16 protein-coding genes, 2 pseudogenes and 1 other annotated feature are annotated in these 18,070 nt (G+C 65.2%); of the genes and pseudogenes, 11 read left to right on the top strand and 7 right to left on the bottom strand.

Features of this window, described 5'->3' with window-relative positions; translation table 11 throughout:
- Positions 1–1,089 carry an EscU/YscU/HrcU family type III secretion system export apparatus switch protein gene (locus NBY65_RS29185; RefSeq protein ID WP_250265784.1) on the top strand — a complete coding sequence of 363 codons (1,089 nt, stop codon included), beginning with the start codon at positions 1–3 and terminating at the stop codon, positions 1,087–1,089.
- 190 nt (positions 1,090–1,279) lie between these two features.
- Here NBY65_RS29185 and NBY65_RS29190 read toward each other — a convergent pair whose 3' ends face one another.
- From NBY65_RS29190 to edd, 3 genes are all read right to left on the bottom strand, one after another.
- Positions 1,280–1,792 carry a gluconokinase gene (locus NBY65_RS29190; protein WP_250265785.1) on the bottom strand — a complete coding sequence of 171 codons (513 nt, stop codon included), beginning with the start codon at positions 1,790–1,792 and terminating at the stop codon, positions 1,280–1,282.
- A gap of 13 nt (positions 1,793–1,805) precedes the next feature.
- Positions 1,806–3,170 (bottom strand): GntP family permease, encoded by a 1,365-nt coding sequence (locus tag NBY65_RS29195; RefSeq protein WP_250265786.1) that lies wholly within the window; start codon positions 3,168–3,170, stop codon positions 1,806–1,808.
- Positions 3,171–3,280: 110 nt separating this feature from the next.
- A complete protein-coding gene (gene edd / locus NBY65_RS29200) occupies positions 3,281–5,098 on the bottom strand; it encodes a phosphogluconate dehydratase (protein WP_250265787.1) in 1,818 nt (605 codons plus the stop codon).
- A 165-nt stretch (positions 5,099–5,263) separates the two neighbouring features.
- Here edd and NBY65_RS29205 point away from each other — a divergent pair, with 165 nt between their 5' ends.
- Complete coding sequence (locus NBY65_RS29205; protein ID WP_250265953.1) at positions 5,264–6,100, top strand: MurR/RpiR family transcriptional regulator; 837 nt, start codon at positions 5,264–5,266, stop codon at positions 6,098–6,100.
- A 122-nt stretch (positions 6,101–6,222) separates the two neighbouring features.
- On the opposite strand, the pseudogene NBY65_RS29210 reads toward NBY65_RS29205, so the two are convergent.
- Positions 6,223–6,519 (bottom strand): annotated as a pseudogene (locus NBY65_RS29210) (integrase core domain-containing protein); the annotation flags it as partial.
- Between the two features lie 51 nt (positions 6,520–6,570).
- Between NBY65_RS29210 and NBY65_RS29215 the strand changes: the two are divergent.
- The gene (locus NBY65_RS29215) at positions 6,571–7,977 is read left to right on the top strand and encodes an IS30 family transposase (RefSeq protein ID WP_203330722.1); all 1,407 of its coding nucleotides are present in this window, start codon (positions 6,571–6,573) and stop codon (positions 7,975–7,977) included.
- A gap of 7 nt (positions 7,978–7,984) precedes the next feature.
- Here NBY65_RS29215 and NBY65_RS29220 read toward each other — a convergent pair.
- Positions 7,985–8,922, bottom strand: a pseudogene (locus NBY65_RS29220) (IS3 family transposase); the annotation flags it as partial.
- Positions 8,519–8,635, bottom strand: a sequence feature (AL1L pseudoknot). (Overlaps the previous pseudogene by 117 nt.)
- A 121-nt stretch (positions 8,923–9,043) precedes the next feature.
- Positions 9,044–9,964: a lysozyme family protein gene (locus tag NBY65_RS29225; RefSeq protein WP_250265788.1), complete on the bottom strand. Its 921-nt coding sequence runs from the start codon at positions 9,962–9,964 to the stop codon at positions 9,044–9,046.
- 127 nt (positions 9,965–10,091) lie between these two features.
- Between NBY65_RS29225 and motA the strand changes: the two genes are divergently transcribed.
- The 8 genes from motA (at position 10,092) to NBY65_RS29265 (ending at position 17,203) form a co-directional block, all read left to right on the top strand.
- Complete coding sequence (gene motA, locus NBY65_RS29230; RefSeq protein ID WP_250265789.1) at positions 10,092–10,979, top strand: flagellar motor stator protein MotA; 888 nt, start codon at positions 10,092–10,094, stop codon at positions 10,977–10,979.
- A gap of 658 nt (positions 10,980–11,637) precedes the next feature.
- Complete coding sequence (locus NBY65_RS29235) at positions 11,638–13,410, top strand: hypothetical protein (RefSeq protein ID WP_250265790.1); 1,773 nt, start codon at positions 11,638–11,640, stop codon at positions 13,408–13,410.
- A 41-nt stretch (positions 13,411–13,451) separates the two neighbouring features.
- Complete coding sequence (gene flgF / locus NBY65_RS29240) at positions 13,452–14,201, top strand: flagellar basal-body rod protein FlgF (RefSeq protein ID WP_250265791.1); 750 nt, start codon at positions 13,452–13,454, stop codon at positions 14,199–14,201.
- Positions 14,202–14,228: 27 nt separating this feature from the next.
- Positions 14,229–15,011: a flagellar basal-body rod protein FlgG gene (gene flgG, locus NBY65_RS29245; protein WP_250265954.1), complete on the top strand. Its 783-nt coding sequence runs from the start codon at positions 14,229–14,231 to the stop codon at positions 15,009–15,011.
- Positions 15,012–15,016: 5 nt separating this feature from the next.
- A complete protein-coding gene (gene flgA / locus NBY65_RS29250) occupies positions 15,017–15,466 on the top strand; it encodes a flagellar basal body P-ring formation chaperone FlgA (protein ID WP_250265792.1) in 450 nt (149 codons plus the stop codon).
- A complete protein-coding gene (locus tag NBY65_RS29255) occupies positions 15,463–16,212 on the top strand; it encodes a flagellar basal body L-ring protein FlgH (RefSeq protein ID WP_250265793.1) in 750 nt (249 codons plus the stop codon). Before flgA ends, NBY65_RS29255 begins: the two co-directional genes overlap by 4 nt.
- Positions 16,213–16,252: 40 nt before the next feature.
- Positions 16,253–16,645, top strand: coding sequence for a flagellar basal body-associated FliL family protein (locus NBY65_RS29260; protein ID WP_250265794.1), 393 nt, complete (start codon positions 16,253–16,255; stop codon positions 16,643–16,645).
- A gap of 225 nt (positions 16,646–16,870) precedes the next feature.
- On the top strand, positions 16,871–17,203 hold the full coding sequence (locus NBY65_RS29265; RefSeq protein ID WP_250265795.1) for a CZB domain-containing protein: 333 nt from the start codon (positions 16,871–16,873) through the stop codon (positions 17,201–17,203).
- A gap of 165 nt (positions 17,204–17,368) precedes the next feature.
- On the opposite strand, the gene NBY65_RS29270 is transcribed toward NBY65_RS29265, so the two are convergent.
- The gene (locus NBY65_RS29270; RefSeq protein ID WP_250265796.1) at positions 17,369–18,055 is read right to left on the bottom strand and encodes a flagellar hook assembly protein FlgD; all 687 of its coding nucleotides are present in this window, start codon (positions 18,053–18,055) and stop codon (positions 17,369–17,371) included.
- Positions 18,056–18,070 lie beyond the last annotated feature (15 nt).

Consider the following 18,070-nt stretch of genomic DNA (forward strand, 5'->3'; position numbering starts at 1 on the left):
ATGGCCGAAAATCATGACGGCCAGGACCGGACGCTTGATCCGACACCGCGCAAGCTCGAGCAGGCACGGCAGAAAGGTGATGTGCCGGTCTCACGCGAGGGGTCTGCGGCTGGTCTCATGATCGCCACCCTGACCGGCATGCTGCTGGTGGGCGGGACCACCGTGCGGCGGATCGGCGATATCATCCTGCCGATGATCGAGCAGCCGGAGAGCTTTATTGGCACCACCCCAGAGGGATGGCGGCAGGCGGGGATCACGGTGGCGCAAAACCTGTTACTGGCGCTGCTGCCATTCACGGGATTCCTGATTGCGGGCGCATTGCTGCCGCACGTGCTGCAGAACAGCATCGTGATTTCCGGGACACGCATTGTGCCGAAGCTGTCGAATCTCTCACCGGCACGTGGCCTGAAGCGGATCATGGGCGGCCGGGCCCTGTTCGAGTTTGCCAAGGCGTTGATAAAGATCATCACTGTCGGCATCGCCTGCGGCGTGGTCGGATACGGGTTCTACGATAACTCCGTACGACTGGTGGCGGTGGACATGGCCGCACTTCCCGAGTTGATCGGCCAGATGCTGATCGCACTGCTCCTGACGGTCACACTGATTGCGGTGACGGTGGCCGGCATCGACGTACCGGCGCAGCGTTGGCTATGGCTGCGGCGGCAGCGCATGAGCTTCCAGGAGTTGAAGGAAGAGTTGCGCTCGACGGAAGGTGACCCGCACGTGAAGGCGCGGCTGCGCGCCCTGCGTCGCCAGCGGGCACGGCGGCGGATGATGCAGGACGTGCCGAAAGCAAGCGTGGTGATCACCAACCCGACACATTATGCCGTGGCACTGCGTTACCAACGCGGCGAGGATGCGGTCCCGGTCGTCGTTGCCAAGGGCCAGGATCTGGTAGCGCTACGCATTCGTGATGTCGCCCGTGCGCACAATGTGCCCGTGGTACAGGATCCTCCGTTGGCGCGTGCATTGCACGCCGCCGTCGAAATTGGAGAGCCGATCCCACAGTTACATTTCGAGGCAGTGGCAAAAATCGTCGGCATGATCTGGGCGCGCCGCGGTCAGGGTACGCGTCCGGGGAGCCAGTAACGAGAGTGAATGCGGCCTATGGCGCAATCATGCCAATCTGCGAAAGTTTTGAATTTCTTAGGTTGGCATGATCTTTGTCAGGGGCGTCGCCCCTGACCAACCCGACGCGCGATTCCGACCGGCAAAAGTCAGAATTTTCGTCGGGCGGGATCAGGCGGGACGACACGCCGGCGCATCGTCCCGCTGTCTGTCACGGAAGCGGCTTCACGGGATCCGGAGTCCCCGAACGCAACCGGGTGACAATCGTGCTGACAATCGCTTCGGGAGGCTCGCCGATATCCACCACGAAGGCATCGGCCGGCTCTTCCAGTGCCGCGAACTGACTGGCGAGCAGGCTCGGGTTGAAGTAGTGGCCGGACCTGGCGTTCAGCCGCGGCGCAATGACCTCCGCCGTCCCCTTCATGTAGACGAAGATCACATCCCCCTCCGGCGAAAGCACGTCACGGTAGACCTGCTTGAGGGCCGAGCAAGCCAGCACGTGATCGCGCCCCTCCGCCTGCCATTCCTCGATGGCCGCACGCAACGCCTGCAGCCACGGCCAACGATCCTCGTCCGTCAGCGGCGAGCCGGCGCGCATCTTTGCGACATTTGCTGGCGGGTGAAAGGAATCGGCGTCGGAGAAGCCGCAGCCCAGGCGTTCGGCCAGCATCTGCCCGACCGTGGTCTTGCCGCTGCCGGACACGCCCATCAGCACGATGACCATGGCTGCCTCCCGCTCAGACGAACTGGGCGAGGAGCAGGGTGAAGGCAAAGGCCGAGACGGCCAGGATCGTCTCCAGCGCGGTCCAGGTCTTCAGCGTCTGCGCCACGGTCATGTTGAAGTATTCCTTGATCAACCAGAAGCCGCTGTCGTTGACATGCGAGAGGATGATCGAACCTGCGCCGGTTGCCAAGACCAGCAGCTCCGGCCGCGCCGCCCCGGGAGAGGCCGCCGCGATCGGTGCGACGATGCCGGCCGCCGTGGTCAGCGCGACCGTCGCCGAGCCGGTCGCGACCCGGATCACCGCGGCGACGACGAAGGCCAGCGTCAACAGGGGCACGTGCAGCGAGGTGGCCATGTCGGCGATGGCACGGCCCACGCCGCTGTCCAGCAATACACGGTTGAAGCCGCCACCCGCACCAATGACCAACAGGATCGTAGCGGTCGGGCCGAGGCAGTCATTGGTGAATTTCTGCAGATCCTCGCGCGTGAAGCCGCGCTGCGCGCCGAAGGTCCAGAACGCCACCAGCAAGGCGATCAGCAGCGAGATCACCGGGTTGCCGATGAAGTTCAGCGTGTTGCGCAGCGGCGTGCCGCTGGCGAGGGTCAGGTCGGCGATGCTCGATCCCACCATCAGCAGCACCGGCAGCAGGATGGTGAAGACGGAGATGCCGAAACCCGGCAGGTCTTCACCACGGCTGGTCTCGCCCAACTGCTCGGCCAGCGGATTGTGCTCCGGGAGCTGGATTTTCGGAGCGATCCACTTGGCGTAGATCGGACCGGCGAGAGCCGCCGCCGGCAGGCCGACGATCACGGAATAGATGATGGTCAGGCCGACATCGGCCTTGAAGGTGCCGACCGCCAGCATGGCCGCCGGATGCGGCGGTACCAGCCCGTGCACGATCGACAGGCCCGCTACCAGCGGCACGCCCACCAGCACGAGCGAGGTGCCGGTGCGCCGGGCGATGGTGAAGACCAGCGGCACCAGCAGCACGAAGCCAACCTGGAAGAACACCGGCATGCCCACGATGAAGGCCACGAACATGATGGCCCAATGGACATTTTTCTCGCCGAATATGCCGATCAGCGTGCGGGCGATTCGTTCGGCACCGCCTGATTCGGCCAGCAGCTTGCCGAGCATGGTGCCCAGCGCCACCACCACGGCGATGAAGCCGAGCACACCGCCCACGCCGGCCTGGAACGAATTGACGATGCCGGTCAACGGCATTCCCGCCGCGACACCCATGCCGAGCGAAACGACAGCCAGGGCAATGAACGGGTTGAGCTTGGCGCGCGCGATCAGCACGATGAGCGTGATGATCGCAATCAATGCGTAGAGAAGAAGTACCTGGCCGTTGGCCGGTACCGCTGCGGGTGTCATGGAGGTTGCCCTTCTTGTTTTCTGGCGTCCGGTCCCGGATGCCGTTAGTTATTGATTGGGAACAAGATTGGCCCGCCCGGACAGCGGTGACCGCCGGGCCGGCCCTGCGGTCAATCGAAGATGCCGGCTCCCTCCTCCGCCGTCAGGGCGGCGGCGCGGAAGCGGGTGAACAGCGAACGGCCGAGACTGCCCGAGAGTGGATCGGGCGAAAGCGTCGCGACCGCACGAGCCTGCCACTCCGCCTCAGGCACCAGCGCCTCGAGATGCCCCTGCCCGGCATCGAGCCGGATGATGTCGCCGTCACGCACCAGGCCGAGCGGCCCGCCGCCCAGCGCCTCCGGCGAAAGATGGATCACCGCCGGCACTTTGCCCGAGGCGCCGGACATGCGCCCGTCGGTCAGCAGCGCCACCTTGTGGCCCTCGTCCATCAGCGCGCCCAGGATCGGGGTGAGGCGGTGCAACTCCGGCATGCCGTTGGCGCGTGGTCCCTGGAAGCGCAGCACGGCGACGAAATCGCGCCGCAGCGCACCGGCCTTGTGTGCCGCGACCACCGCGTCCTGGCTGTCGAACACCAGGGCAGGCGCTTCCACCAACCGGTGCTCGGGGCGCACTGCCGAGATCTTCATCACCCCGCGCCCGAGATTGCCGCGGATCAGGCGCAGGCCGCCATCCGGCGCGAAGGGCGCGGCGAGGCCGGTCAACACAGCCGGATCGCCGCTGCTGCCTGGCCCGTCGCGCCAGAGCAGTCCTCCGTCCTGCAGCACCGGCTCCTGCCGATAGCGCGCGAGGCCCGGCCCGGCCACGGTCGTCACGTCCGGATGCAGCAAGCCGGCATCGAGCAATTCGCCGATCAGGAAGGCCATGCCGCCGGCGGCATGGAAATGGTTCACATCTGCCGGGCCGTTTGGATAGATACGAGCCAGCAGCGGCGTGATTGCCGAGATGTCGTCGAAATCGTCCCAGGTGACCGCAATCCCGGCGGCACGCGCGATGGCGACGAGGTGCATCGTGTGATTGGTCGAGCCGCCGGTCGCCATCAATCCGACGATGCCGTTGACCACGGCGCACTCGTCGACCAGTTCACCGACCGGCGTGTAGGAATGCCCACCCGAGGTGATCTGCAGCGCGCGGCGCGCGGCCTCGGCGGTCAGGGCATCGCGCAGGGCCGTGCCGGGCGGGACGAAGGCGGCACCCGGCAGATGCAGGCCCATCACCTCCATCAGCAGTTGGTTGGAATTGGCGGTGCCGTAGAAGGTACAGGTGCCCGCACCGTGATAGGACTTCGTTTCCACTTCCAGCAGCGCGTCCCGCCCGACGCGACCAGCGGCGAAGTCCTGGCGGATGCGCGATTTCTCGGCGTTGGCAATGCCGCTCGGCATCGGGCCGGCGGGCACCAGGATGACGGGCAGATGGCCAAAGCCGAGCGCCCCGATGACCAGGCCCGGCACGATCTTGTCGCAGACGCCGAGCAGCAAGGCGGCGTCGAACATGTTGTGGGAAAGTGCGACGGCGGTACCCATGGCGATCGCGTCGCGACTGAACAGCGACAGCTCCATGCCCGGGTTGCCCTGGGTCACACCGTCGCACATGGCCGGCACGCCGCCCGCCACCTGCGCCACCGCACCGGCCGCACGTGCGGCCTCCTTGATGATGGCCGGGAAGCGCTCGAACGGCTGATGTGCCGAGAGCATATCGTTGTAGGAAGTGACGATGCCGATATTGGCGGTGCCGTTGCCGCGCAGACGCAGCTTGTCGGCAGCAGGGGCGGCCGCGAAGGCATGGGCGAGGTTGGCGCAGGAGAGTCCCGCACGCGGGGGACAGGCCTCGGCGGCGCGGCGCATGCGATCGAGATAGGCGGCGCGGCTGACGCGGCTGCGGTCCCGGATACGTTCGGTCACCGCGGCAAGGCGAGGATGCAGATCGGCCATGAGCCCCTCTGAGCCGTGTAGTTTTGCTACACTATCAATCACGAACCCGTGTTCAAGGATATTAGCCATGCGAAATTCACGGGATCGACATCGGAAAGAACCCTGGCCACCCTTGTAGCTCGGCTACATATGCTCGTGCTGGCGAAATGAATGCGCAGGGACGGAATGCTCGCCAGGATCGAGGCCATTCGTGATCGCATCCGGCCCTCGGAGGCGCGGCTCGGGGACTACGTGCTTGCCCGACCACACGAGGTCATCACCCTCTCGATGGCCGAGATGGCGGCGCGCGCCGGCGTCAGCGAACCGACGGTCGCACGCTTCTGTACCGCCCTCGGCTGCAGCGGTTTCCGCGAGTTCAAGATCAAGCTGGCGCAGAACCTCGCCGGCGGGGTGCCTTTCATCCATCAGGACGTGAACCCGGGCGACACCCCGGCCGATGTGGCCGGCAAGCTGTTCGACCGCACCATCGCGACGCTGGTGCAGGCCCGCAACGGCACCTCCCCCAGCGCCATCGAACGCGCCACCGACCTGCTCGCCACAGCGCGGCGGATCGAATTCTATGGATCAGGCAATTCGGGCATCGTCGCCCAGGACATCCAGCACAAATTCTTCCGCCTCGGCATTCCGACGGTGGCCTACAACGATCCGCATGTGTTCAACATGTCGGCGCTGACGCTCGGGCCGGGCGATGTGGCAGTCGTCATCTCCAATTCCGGTCGCACGCGCGACATTCTGGAAAGCGCCAGGAACGTGCTCTCGGTCGGAGCCTCGGTGCTGGCGCTGACCCGTGCCGACTCTCCCCTCGCCCGCCTTGCCTCGGCCTGCCTGTTCGCCGATGCGCCGGAGGATGCCGACGTCTATTCGCCGATGGCTTCGCGCATCACCCATCTGGTGCTGGGCGACATCCTGACGGTAGCCGTGGCGCTGCGCAAAGGCGAAGCGCTGCAGAAGCGGCTGGAACTGGCCAAGCGGGCAGTCCGTCAGCGCCGGGAAGCGGACTGACCGGAAAGTCGCCCCCACCCGATCCGCAGCCGACACGCCGAAGGGAAGCGCCTGCAGGAATATCCTCGCGCAGCATTGAAATGTGAACCGCCCCGGGATTGCCGGAGGCTGTTGGGTTTGAGTCAGGCCGCCCGGGCGAGTGCCTCCGTCTGGGCATAGTAACGTGCTTCTGCCTCGGCGGGAGGCACATTTCCGATCGGCTCAAGCAGGCGGCGGTGGTTGAACCAGTCGACCCACTCGAGGGTCGCGAACTCGACTGCCTCAAGGCTACGCCAGGGCCCGCGGCGTCGGATCACCTCGGTTTTGTAAAGGCCGTTGATCGTCTCTGCCAAGGCGTTGTCGAAGCTGTCGCCCACGCTACCGACAGACGGCTCGATCCCCGCCTCGACCAACCGTTCGGTGTAGCGGATGGATACATACAGGGTGAATTCAAGCGGTCGTTGCAACACCATGGTTGAGGGGGGGGTGCGATGAGGAGTAGGCGCCGACGCTCGGATCGGGCACTACGTGCCGTATTGAAGCGGTCACCTGGCCGGCCGGGTGTGGCGCAGCGCGAGAACCGGAGGCGGTTCTGGGCGGCGATCGCATTGGGGCGGCCGAGTGAGGCAGCGGCGATAGAGGTCGGCGTGTCGCAGGCGGTGGGTGCCCGCTGGTTCCGAGAGGCGGGTGGCATGGCACCGAAAATACTTGCACCATCATCGAAGCCGCTGTCGGAGCGGTACCTGTCATTTGCGGAACGCGAGGAGATTGCGCTGTTGCGGACTCAGGGCTGTGGGGTGCGGGAGACTGCCCGGCGACTGGGGCGAAATGCATCGACGATCTCGCGTGAACTGCGCCGCAATGCCGCGACGCGCGGCGGTGGTCTGGAGTATCGGGCCACGACGGCGCAGTGGCATGCCGAGCGGGCTGCGCGCCGTCCGAAGCGTGCGAAGCTGGTGGCGAACCCGGTCCTGCGGAAATATGTTCAGGACCGATTGGCAGGCGAAGTTGCTGGCCCGGTCGGGGCCGCGTTTTGCGGGCCGGTCGTACCCTGGAAGGGGCGTCGGCACGGGCCCAGGCAGCACCGCCGTTGGGCAAGAGCGTGGAGCCCCGAGCAGATTTCCCAACGGCTGCGGCTCGACTTTCCTGGTGACGAGACAATGCGCATCAGCCACGAGGCCATCTACCAGGCGCTCTACGTGCAAGGCCGCGGCGCGTTGCGGCGCGAGCTGACCGCTTGCCTGCGAACGGGGCGGGCGCTCCGCGTGCCACGGGCGCGCAGCCGCGGACGGGGCCAGTCGCACGTCACCCCCGAGATCATGATCAGCAAACGTCCGGCAGAGGTGGCCGACCGGGCGGTGCCGGGACACTGGGAGGGGGACCTTATCCTGGGACTGGGCAGCTCGGCGATTGGTACGCTGGTCGAGCGCACGACACGGTTCACCATCTTGCTTCACCTGCCTCGCATGCCGGGCCACGGAGACGGCGATCGCGTGAAGAACGGGCCTGCGCTCGCCGGTCATGGAGCCGAGGCGGTACGCAGCGCCATTACACGCACGATCGCGAGCTTGCCTCAGCAATTGCGGCGATCCTTGACCTGGGATCAGGGTACCGAGCTGAGCCAGCATGCGCAGCTGCGGATCGACACTGGCGTGCAGGTTTATTTCTGCGATCCGCACAGCCCCTGGCAGCGCGGAACGAACGAGAACACCAATGGGCTGCTGAGGCAGTACTTCCCGAAGGGCACGGACCTGAGCACTCACAGCGCGGCAGCTCTCGCCGCAGTGGCCGCGACGCTCAACAGCCGGCCGCGCAAGACACTTGGATGGAGAACGCCTGCCGAGGCATTTGACGAACTGCTGAGATCGGCGCACACGGGTGTTGCGACGACCACTTGAACCCAAGCTGGACGCCACGGTCGCTGTGGTGGATCAGGCCGCCGTTCGGGACCGGACGACGATCGTGCAGAGCCTGCTCGAGTGCATCGAGAACGAAATCCGCACGCGCGGTGCGGGAAACTCGCCAACCGACGATACGACGGGCAAACGCATCGATCACAAAGGCAACGTAGATGAAGCCTTGCCAAGTTGCCACATAGGTAAAGTCGGAGAGCCACAGGGCATTTGGTCGTGGTGCCCCGAACTGCCGGTTCACCCGATCGGCTGGGCATGGCGTCGCTGCATCACGTGTCGTGGTCTTGATCGTTTTTCCTCGCACCGCGCCCTGCAGGCCCATCTCACGCATCAGGCGCGCCACCGCACAGCGGGCGACATCGATCCCTTCTCGTTGCAGCTGCCGCCAGACCTTGCGCACCCCGTAGATTTTGAAGTTCTCGTCAAACACACGGCGGATCTGCACACGCAGAAACACGTCCTGGCGAACACGAACTGGTGCGCGGCCGGGATCGGCGCGTCGCGCAGCATGCTCATGATACGTCGATGGGGCGATCGGCAGAACCCTGCAGATCGGCTCGACCCCATAGGCGTCACGGTGATCGTCGATAAACGCGATCATGTCCTGGACCGGCGGTCGAGCTCCGCCAGGGCAAAATATGCAGATGCTTTACGCAGAATCTCGTTCGCCTGCCGCAGTTCACGAACTTCGCGCTCCAGAGCCTTGATCCGCTCGCGCTCCTCCGTGGTTGCACCTGGCTTCAGCCCTTGGTCCCGCTCCGCCTGCCGTACCCAGCCTCGCAGCGTTTCCCCCGTACAGCCGATCTTGGCCGCAATCGAGGCTATCGCCTTCCACTGTGAGCCGTGCTCGTCGGTATGCTCCAGCACCATCCGCACCGCGCGGGCACGAACCTCCGCCGAATACCGCGTCGATGTCTTGCGCTTCTCCATCGCTCCATCCTCTCAAGGATTGGAGCCTCCGGCAATCCCGGGGCGGTTCAATCTGGCATGGGCCAATACCTCGGTCGGCCAGTATGGAGGTGGGCGCATCGCAGGGCAAAGCTCTGTCGGATCAGATACCTGCACTGGTGCGCAGGCCGCTGACGACGTTACCTGGCAGGCCCTGGCGGCGACCGCGCCGCCCCTCGGCCGGGGCGACACTGCGATCGACCCGGGTGAAGATCTCGGCTAGCGTGGACAACATCAGCCGTTCAGGCGCGGAAACGACGCGCGCAGGATGCGTGCTGCCCCAGCCGCTCGCCCCGGCCTCCGGTGCGTCAGCCTTCGCGGTGCTGGTCCGGCCCGGCAGGTTGATTCCGCCCGAGGGCATGGTCGTACCCAGATCGGCATAGGCACGTTCCACCCGCCCACGCACCTTGTCGATGAACTGCGTGACCGTGAGCGGCTGTCCGTCGGAAGCGTAGAACATCGAGTGGTTTGCCCGCGCCGCCGCGGGAAGCAGTTCCGCGGCCGGGCGATTGGGGGTGGCCTTCGCCGCCTGCAGCATCTGCGAGGCTCCACCAATGCCGAGGAAATGGCCGAGATAGGTTTCCGCCACATCCGGCGCGCGGCCAAGTGTGGTCGCCAGGCTGTCAGAGATGGCACGCAGACTGTCCCCGGCCAGCAACGAGGAAATGCGCGGATCGTGGCGCATGTCCAGGATACGCTGGCGCAGTTCGGGGTCTTCGACGGTCAGGCGGTCACCGCGCCGTACCACGGCGGCAGCTTCGGCACCGAGCCCGTGCGAGGGACCGTACTGGCGGATCGCGTCCAGCCAGGTCTGCTCGATGAACTGGTACATGCCGCTCGCGCTGGATGTGCCGGCCTTGGCGTCGGGACGCAACCCGCTCTCGATGGCGGCGGATGCGAGCAGGACGTCAAAACGCGCCCCGGTCTCCGCCGAGGCGGTGCGCATGGCCGCGACCACGTCGGAGCCTGCGGTGAAGCGACCGACCCGGGTCGCGGTCTCGGTGACGGGAACGCGAAATGTCACAGGTTTCTCCTGCAGTGGCCCGTTGAGCGAAATTTCCTCGTGGCCACCCGCTTTGCGAAATGCTATCCAGATAGTGCGTAGCGAAACGCCGCGCGTCAACCGTTAAGACAGGTGCGAAGAACTCGCCATGTGGCAGATCATCGGGATCGCTGGCGTTTTCGCCGCGATTGGCGTCGGTTACACAATTGCCGGCGGCAAATTCGGCGTCATCCTCAATGCGGCTGGACCGGAACTGCTGATCATTGGCGGCTCGGGTATCATGACGCTGCTGATCGCCAACGAAATCGTCGTTGTGCGAAATGTCATGAAGGTCCTGAAGCGGGCCTTCACCGGTCCACAGTGGCGTCGCAGCGACTATGCCGACGCGCTGTGCCTGATGTTCCTGCTGGTGCGGGTGTTGCGCCAGGAAGGCAACGTGGCGTTGGAGCGGCACATCGAGAACCCCTCGGCCTCGCCGATCTTCAGCCGCTATCCCCGTCTGCTCGCCGATCCCACTCTGGTCTCGTTTATCGCCGACGTGCTGCGCAGCGTCACCCTGAACGTCACCGACCCGCACACAGTGGGCGAGATGATGGAAAGCGAGATCCGCAAGCGCCATACCGAGGAACTGCGCGCGGCCAAGGCGCTGAACACGGTGGCCGACGCTTTCCCGGCGCTGGGCATCGTCGCCGCCGTGCTGGGCGTCATCAAGGCAATGGGTGCGATCAGTGAATCACCCGAGATCCTCGGGCACATGATCGGTTCGGCGCTGGTCGGCACCTTCCTCGGCGTGTTCCTCGCCTATGCGCTGGTCGGCCCGATCGCGGCACGGATGAAGGGCGTGATCGAGGAAGAGGGCACCATGCTGCCGGTGATCCGCCAGGTGATCCTGTCGCATCTGGAAGGGCTCGCGCCGCAGCTTTCCGTCGAGGTCGCCCGCAAACTGGTCCCAAGCCGCCATCAACCAAGCTTTGACGAGCTGGACCGGATGATGAACGAGACCGCCAAGAGCGTCCGAACGGCGAAAGCGGAGTAGCGCGATGCGCCGCGCCCTGCTCGCCGCCACATTGCTGGGTGGCCTTGCCCTGCCGTCGCCCGCGGTCTTCGCCCAATCTGCCTCTGCAACCGCCCCCGCGCGACCAACGCCCCTTTTGGTCCCTGCCACCCCATCCACGGAAACGGCGGTGCAGGTGCGGGGGGGCCAGGAGGGTGATTTCGGCCGGCTCACTTTCCAGGGCAATGACAGCGTGACCCCGGTCATCCATCGGAAGCCGGAAGGGATGGAACTGCGCTTTCCCGGCCGCCCCGAACTCGATCTCTCCACCCTACGCCAGAAGCCGCAGTTCACCGCCATCGAGACGCGTACGGAAGGCAACGAAACGGTCGCGCTGCTGCGCACGGCCTGCTCCTGCGAAATTTCGACAGGCAACCATGCCGGTATCTTTTTTGTCGACTTTCGCGAGACACATCCCACAAGAACGCCACGTGCAAAGCCGGCAAAACCAGCCGACCGCACGGCACGGGGCGCGACGGTGCACGCCGCCGCCCAGCCCCCCCGCACACCGGCCCCCCAGGCCCCTGCCACGACTGTAAATCCGGCCCCTCCGGCCGCCGCCACGCCCTCGGTCCCGACCGCTGCAGCTCCGCCCCCCCCGACCAGCGCGGCACCTGGGAAGGCAACGGGTCCCCTCGCGATGGATGAGGCAGACCGGCTGCGCGCCGATCTGGCTGCGAAACTCGCGATTCTCAACGGCACCCCTCTCCCGCCTCCCCCCGGTGCGCCCGCCGGCACTCAGCCGGCTGCCCCCACCGCCGAGCCCGCGCAGCCCGTAGCTCCGCCACCCATGCCGGTCTGCCGCCCCGCCTTCGACCTCGCGGCCTGGAAGGGCAACGCCTCTTTCCCGGACCGTCTACGTGATCTGCGGAACGCGGCAGCCCTCGGCACCGAAGGCGCGTCCGAAATGGCAGCGCTGGCTGAATTCTACACGGCGTATGGCCTCACCGCCGAAGCACTCGACACTCTTGCCGCCTGGCATGCCGAAGACCCGTTGCCGGCCGAGCGTGCCCGCCTCGACCGTGTCACGGCACTCGCCCACCTGCTGCGCCACGAGCCGCCCGACCCCGCCTCCCCCCTGTTCGCAGAGGGCCAGGGCTGCGAGCGTGAGGACCTGCCGATGTGGCGTGCCGCCGCCGCCGCAGTCGCGGGCGATACCACACAGGTACGCAAATATGCTGGTCGTGCCCGCGCCCTGCTTCGTGACGTGCCTGACCCGCTGCGCGGCCAAATCGCCTTGCTGATCGCCTCCGGCGCCCCTAACGACGTCGAAACCCAACGCGCCATGGCTGCGGTACTGCGCACCGCCGACGCTCCCACCCCGGAAGATGACGCCGCGCGGCTGCTGGTGCAGGCCCGCCTTGCCCGCGCCGAGGGAAGCACGGGTGACGAAATCACCTTCCTCGAACGCGCCGGCGCCATCACCGGCGGGGCGGTACCGGCGTTGCAGGCACGCGCACGCCTGGTCGCGATCAACGCCAGCCGCGAAGGTCCCGTCTCGGCAGGGGTCGAGACAGCGCTGACCGACATTGCCCGTACCTATCGCTATGAGCAGATCGGCCAGGATGCCTCGGAAGCACTGGCTGAAACCCGTCTCCGGCGCGGCGATTATGCCGGTGCGCTCTCTGCCGCCGATGACGGCACGCTTGGCCTGCGCGGCGGTGAAAGCCGCGGCGCGGCACTGACCGCGCGCATCCTGCGCACCCTGCTGGTCGATCCCGGTGCCGCCGCCTTGCCGCCTCCCGCTGAACGCATGGCGTTGTTCTGGCGCTACGAAGGCTACGCCACTCCCGGCGAACGTGGCGATGACATCCGCCTCGGGGCCGCCCGGCTGATGCTGGACCAGCGCATGCCTGAATCAGCGTTGGACGTGCTGCGCCAGCTTTCCCCCGGCACTGCCGCGACCCCGCCAGCGGTCACTCTGCGCGCACTTGCCGAGGCACGGGCCGCCAACGGCAATCCACAGGGCGCCCTCGCCCTGCTCGCCAACACCCCTCCCTCCGATGACACGCGCCGCGCTGCCGCCACTGCCCTCGGCCGGCTCGGGCGTGCCGCCGATGCGGCAGCCCAACTCGAAGGGATGAACCAAGTCGCCGACCGCCTCACCCGTGCCGAATTGCTGATGCGGGCGAATGACTGGGCCGGCGCCGCTACGACCTATGCCGGGCTGCTGGCCGACCCCACTCTGACACCCGAGATCCGCCGCACCGCCACCGACCGCGCAGCCCTCGCCTCGGCCCTGGCTGGTCGTGCGCCCGCCGCCTTGCCACGCGACCTGGCAGGGGCCTCACCCGCGGCCGCACGCGCGCTCGGCACCATCGCCATCCCTCCCGCTGCCCTCGGCGCTCCGGTTGAAGCGGTCCGCGATGCTCTCGAGCGCGCCCGCCGGATCGAGACGCTCCTCTCACCCTGACATCCCTCCCGCGCCCCTTCAGACCAGAAGGTCCCGACACGATGGAAGGTCCTACCTACGTCTCCCTCTCCGCGCAGGTTGCGTTGCAGCACCAATTGGAAGTGGTTGCGAACAACGTCGCCAACGCCAACAGTACCGGCTTCAAAGCAGACCGGCAGTTGTTCCAGACCTACGTCAACCGGCTTGCCGTACCTGGTGGACAAGTCGCCTTCGTGCAGGACCGCGCCACCTATATCGATCGCACGGCAGGCCCGATCCAGACCACAGGCAACCCGCTCGATGTCGCCATACAGGGTGATGGCCTGTTGGCCGTCACCACGCCGCAGGGCATCCGCTACACCCGCGACGGCCGCCTGCATCTGCGTGGCGACAATACGCTGGTGGATGCAGAAGGGCGTCCGCTCCAGGGCGAGGATGGTCAACCGATCACGTTGCCCGAAAACTTCCGCGACATCGTCATTCGCGGCGACGGTTCGATTCGTGTCGTGGTACAGGGAGCGGTGCAGGAGGTGGGGCGCCTCGCCTCCTATCGCGCCACCGATCCTCTGACGCTGCGCAAAGACGGCAACGGGCTTCTGATCGGTCCTGTCCCCGGCATGACCCGGATCGAAGCTGCTGATAACACCTCACGACTGGTGCAGGGATCGCTTGAAGGCTCAACCGTCCAGCCGGTGGTGGAGATTGCCAACATGACTGAACTTTCCCGTGCCTATGACCGGCTGCAGACGCTGGTCTCTGACGACAACGACCGCGAGCGGAAGATGATCGACCGGCTCGGCAACGCCCTCTGACACTATCTTCAGGAGCAGAATGTCATGATGCGCGCCCTCGGCATCGCCGCGACCGGCATGCAGGCACAGCAGACCAATGTTGAAGTAATTTCCAACAACATTGCAAACGTCAGCACAACCGGATTCAAGCGCGGCCGGGCCGAATTCCAGGATCTTTTGTACCAGTCCGCGGCCCGCGTCGGCACCAACAGTTCCGAGACAGGCACAATCCTGCCGACCGGCACGCAGGTTGGCCTCGGTGTGCGCAACTCGGGCACGACACGCATCCTGACGCAGGGATCGCTGACACAAACCGACAACAAGCTTGATCTCGCGGTAGACGGGCGCGGCTATTTCGGCATCCAGTTACCAAACGGCGACACCGCCTACACACGCGACGGCAGCTTCAAGCTCTCGCCCACGGGCGAAATCGTGACCAGCCAGGGCTTTTCGGTCAATCCCAACATCAGCATCGATTCGAAAGCACGTGACGTCACCGTCAACCAGGCTGGTGAGGTGATCGTAACGGATGCCAATGGCAAGCAGCAGACGGTGGGACGCCTGCAGCTTTTCCTGTTTGCCAACGAAGCCGGTCTCGATGCTCTTGGCGGCAACAATTTCCTTGAAACCGAGGCGTCCGGCACCCCCACCCAGGGAGTCCCCAACGATCCAGGCTTCGGCGTTGTGCGTCAGGGTTACCTGGAGACCTCCAACGTCAACGTCGTGCAGGAAATCACCTCGCTGATCCAGGCACAACGCGCCTACGAAATGAACAGCAAGGTGATCGAGGCATCAGACCAGATGATGCAGACCACCACCCAGGTACGGTGAAGCCCATGCGCAAGGTGGTCGCTTTGCTCGTCCTCGCCACCGCCTTGCTGCCGGCGGCCAAGGTCAGGGCGGACGAGATATGGCATGCCGCGCGCGCGCTCCAGCGTGGCGAAGTCGTGCAGGAAGGCGACCTGACAGCACGCCTGCCTGCGAGAGCGATGCGCAACGGCCTGCCGGGCAGCGTGGCTGTGGTTGGGCTGGAAATGCGCCGCCGCGTCGCCGCGGGTACGCCCCTGACCGACCGCGACATCGGACCGCGCCTTGCTGTGCAGGCCAACGCAGTTGTTCGCATGGTCTGGCAAGGTCCGGGAATGCGTCTGGAAATGACCGGACGTGCGCTGGAAGCAGGATCGACAGGAGAGACGATCCGCGTGCTCAACACCGCTACCTCGCGCACCGTCCAGGGCACGGTGCGCGAAGACGGCAGTGTCATGGCCGGAGGCAGCATGCCATGAAATCCAATGGCCCACGTTTCCTGCTTGTCCTTGTGTTGCCTCTGGCCATGGCTGCCTGCGACAGCTTCGGTCACGTCCAGCAGCCACCGTCAATGAGCGCACCGGGGAATGCCGACATCATTCCTGATGCGATGCCAATATCGCCTCCGCTTGCCGCGGCGCATTCCTTTGATGCCGGGCCGACACAGCAAGGGTCGCTATGGCGGCGCGGTGCCAAGACCTTCTTTCGTGATCCACGCGCACGTGGCGTCGGCGACCTCCTGACGGTTTCGGTAAACATGCAGGAGCAGGCGGAATTCGCGAATCAAACCGCGCTGCAGCGCGATACCGCCAATGGCATGACCGTTCCCAACTTGTTTGGACTTGGCACCTTCATCGGCCGCGTCATTCCCGGCCTGAAAAACACCGACCCCACCATTGCCACCACCGGTCAGGAAAAAACCGAAGGCAAGGGTGATATCAAACGCAGCGAAAACATCCGCCTCGCGGTGGCCGCCACGGTTTTGCGCGTCCTGCCCAACAACAATCTTGAGATCGCGGGCAGCCAGCAGATCCGTCTGAACAACGAACTGCGGGAACTGCAGATCCGTGGAATCGTCCGCCCCGAGGACATCCGTTCGGACAATACCATCCCTTCGGAGAAGATCGCCGAGGCCCGCATCGCCTATGGCGGCCGCGGAGTTTCCTCGGATCTGCAGCGTCCGAAATGGGGACAGGACCTGCTTCAGCGCTTCCAGCCATTCTGACCACGCTTCCCACACCACGTCTCATGAAGGAACAAGTCTGATGAACCGCCGTTCGCTGATTGCCGGTGCCGCCATGTTGCTTGCCGCTCCTGTGGCGCATGCATCCAGCGAGACGGCGGATCCAAACAAAAAAGAATATCTCGCTATTGGCGACTTCACCATTAATCTGCCGCTTCAGGGAAAGCGGAGCGGTTATGTGGTAATCGGCATCACCGTCGAAGCCCGATCTGCCGCCGTCGCCGCACTGAAGGCAGCAGCGCCACGAGTACGCGAGGCAGTGTTGCAACGGTTAATGGACATGTCGAGCCGAGGTGAAATCCGTCCGGGCCAAACCGATCCACTGACGTTGAAGGATGCAATGGTGGCGCTGATCACGCGATTGCAGCCGGAAGGCGTGATCGACGTGCTGATCACGCGTATCCTGTTCAGCTAAGAACCTGTCCCGGTAAGCTGAATCTGCAGGTGGCGTTCCCAGATTCGGGGCATGCCAAGGAATTCCGGATCCCGTCCCAAGAGGCAGCCAACCCGTGATGACGGTTGGCGGCTGCCGGATGAACTGTGGGCCAAGATGGAGCCCCTGCTCCACCTCGCATGCGACGTCATCACCTGGCGTCACGCCCTACCGAGATAGGCTCTTGGCCTTGAAACCGCCGCCCACGTGGTGAAGCTGGCCAAAGGCGACCACGTTGCCTTCGTCAGGAAGGTACCTGATGTCGTCGATGGGTGCCCATCGCAATCGATTGTACCTCTTTCGACCCATCGCGAATGTCGCCTCAGTCGTTGGTATCGGAGTATCAGCGATCCAGCGATTCTGGCACTGCCGGGCTTCCGTGCTCTCGATGTACCGCAGCGGGCCGTGCACGAGCTGGGGCATGCGATACGGGTGGTGGTCGCCCCGGGAGATGGCGTCACTGCACGACAGCACGCCCGGACCATGCAGCAGCAATCCGAGCAGGTACTACAGCAACTCGACACATCTGGTCGTGAATGAAGCCAAGGAGCTTGACCAGGCCGGTATCCGCGTCGGTCTATGTCATTGCCTCAGGTCATGCTGTCTGCACTGCGACGGATGGTTCCCTCCCCGGGAAACGCCTCCGTCGCAATGGAGACGTCGTTCCCCGGAGGGCGCCCCTTTCATGGGGCATGCCTGGAAGAATCAGGACAGGCCGGTGACCGAAGCTCCATCGACCGTGCGCCCGTCATCAAGCAGTAGCTGCCATGTACCACCACTGCCCTGCAGCACCTGCACGATCTTGCCCGAGGTGCCAAGCGAACCCGCGGTCGCAGTCGCGCCCTTGCTGTCGGTGCCGACCACCGTCGCGCCATAGGAGCCGGCGGGCAGGCGGTTGCCCTTGTCATCGCGTCCGTCGAACCCGACCTGTCCGCTTGTGCCGGCCAGTGCGACCTTGCGCACAACCTTGCCCGATGCATCGGTGATCTCAACGCGGATGTTGCTTAGCTCCGGCTTGTTCACCTTGAAGGTGGTTGTCGTCGGAATGCCTGACTCTGGCACTGCAACCGATGTGGCAGTCGCCGAGACATTGTGTCCGATCATGCCGGCGTACTGGCCGAGCGAATAGCCAGAGAGTGCCTGCGAGATGGCATCGAGCTTGGTGTTACTCTTCACCAACTGCTCGACACTGCTGAACTGTGCAAGCTGGGCCACGAACTGCGTGGGATCGGTTGGCGACATCGGATCCTGGTTCTTCAGCTGCGCCGTCAGCAGCGTGAGGAACTGGTTGAACTGCGCATCCCCGGCCTGTGCGCCAACTTTATTCGTGCTTGGCGTGGAAGCAAGGTTGGCTAGCGTGCTCGCGGCCGTAACGGAAGGCGTCGTGCTCATAGGAGCTCCATTGGA

The sequence above is a fragment of the Rhodovastum atsumiense genome (assembly GCF_937425535.1).
Taxonomy (GTDB): domain Bacteria; phylum Pseudomonadota; class Alphaproteobacteria; order Acetobacterales; family Acetobacteraceae; genus Rhodovastum; species Rhodovastum atsumiense.

Coding starts and splice junctions, on each gene's coding strand:
- NBY65_RS29185 (WP_250265784.1), top strand. CDS start 1: ATGGCCGAAAATCATGACGGCCAGGACCGGACGCTTGATCCGACACCG.
- NBY65_RS29190 (WP_250265785.1), bottom strand. CDS start 1,792: ATGGTCATCGTGCTGATGGGCGTGTCCGGCAGCGGCAAGACCACGGTC.
- NBY65_RS29195 (WP_250265786.1), bottom strand. CDS start 3,170: ATGACACCCGCAGCGGTACCGGCCAACGGCCAGGTACTTCTTCTCTAC.
- edd (WP_250265787.1), bottom strand. CDS start 5,098: ATGGCCGATCTGCATCCTCGCCTTGCCGCGGTGACCGAACGTATCCGG.
- NBY65_RS29205 (WP_250265953.1), top strand. CDS start 5,264: ATGCTCGCCAGGATCGAGGCCATTCGTGATCGCATCCGGCCCTCGGAG.
- NBY65_RS29215 (WP_203330722.1), top strand. CDS start 6,571: ATGAGGAGTAGGCGCCGACGCTCGGATCGGGCACTACGTGCCGTATTG.
- motA (WP_250265789.1), top strand. CDS start 10,092: ATGTGGCAGATCATCGGGATCGCTGGCGTTTTCGCCGCGATTGGCGTC.
- NBY65_RS29235 (WP_250265790.1), top strand. CDS start 11,638: ATGGATGAGGCAGACCGGCTGCGCGCCGATCTGGCTGCGAAACTCGCG.
- flgF (WP_250265791.1), top strand. CDS start 13,452: ATGGAAGGTCCTACCTACGTCTCCCTCTCCGCGCAGGTTGCGTTGCAG.
- flgG (WP_250265954.1), top strand. CDS start 14,229: ATGCGCGCCCTCGGCATCGCCGCGACCGGCATGCAGGCACAGCAGACC.
- flgA (WP_250265792.1), top strand. CDS start 15,017: ATGCGCAAGGTGGTCGCTTTGCTCGTCCTCGCCACCGCCTTGCTGCCG.
- NBY65_RS29255 (WP_250265793.1), top strand. CDS start 15,463: ATGAAATCCAATGGCCCACGTTTCCTGCTTGTCCTTGTGTTGCCTCTG.
- NBY65_RS29260 (WP_250265794.1), top strand. CDS start 16,253: ATGAACCGCCGTTCGCTGATTGCCGGTGCCGCCATGTTGCTTGCCGCT.
- NBY65_RS29270 (WP_250265796.1), bottom strand. CDS start 18,055: ATGAGCACGACGCCTTCCGTTACGGCCGCGAGCACGCTAGCCAACCTT.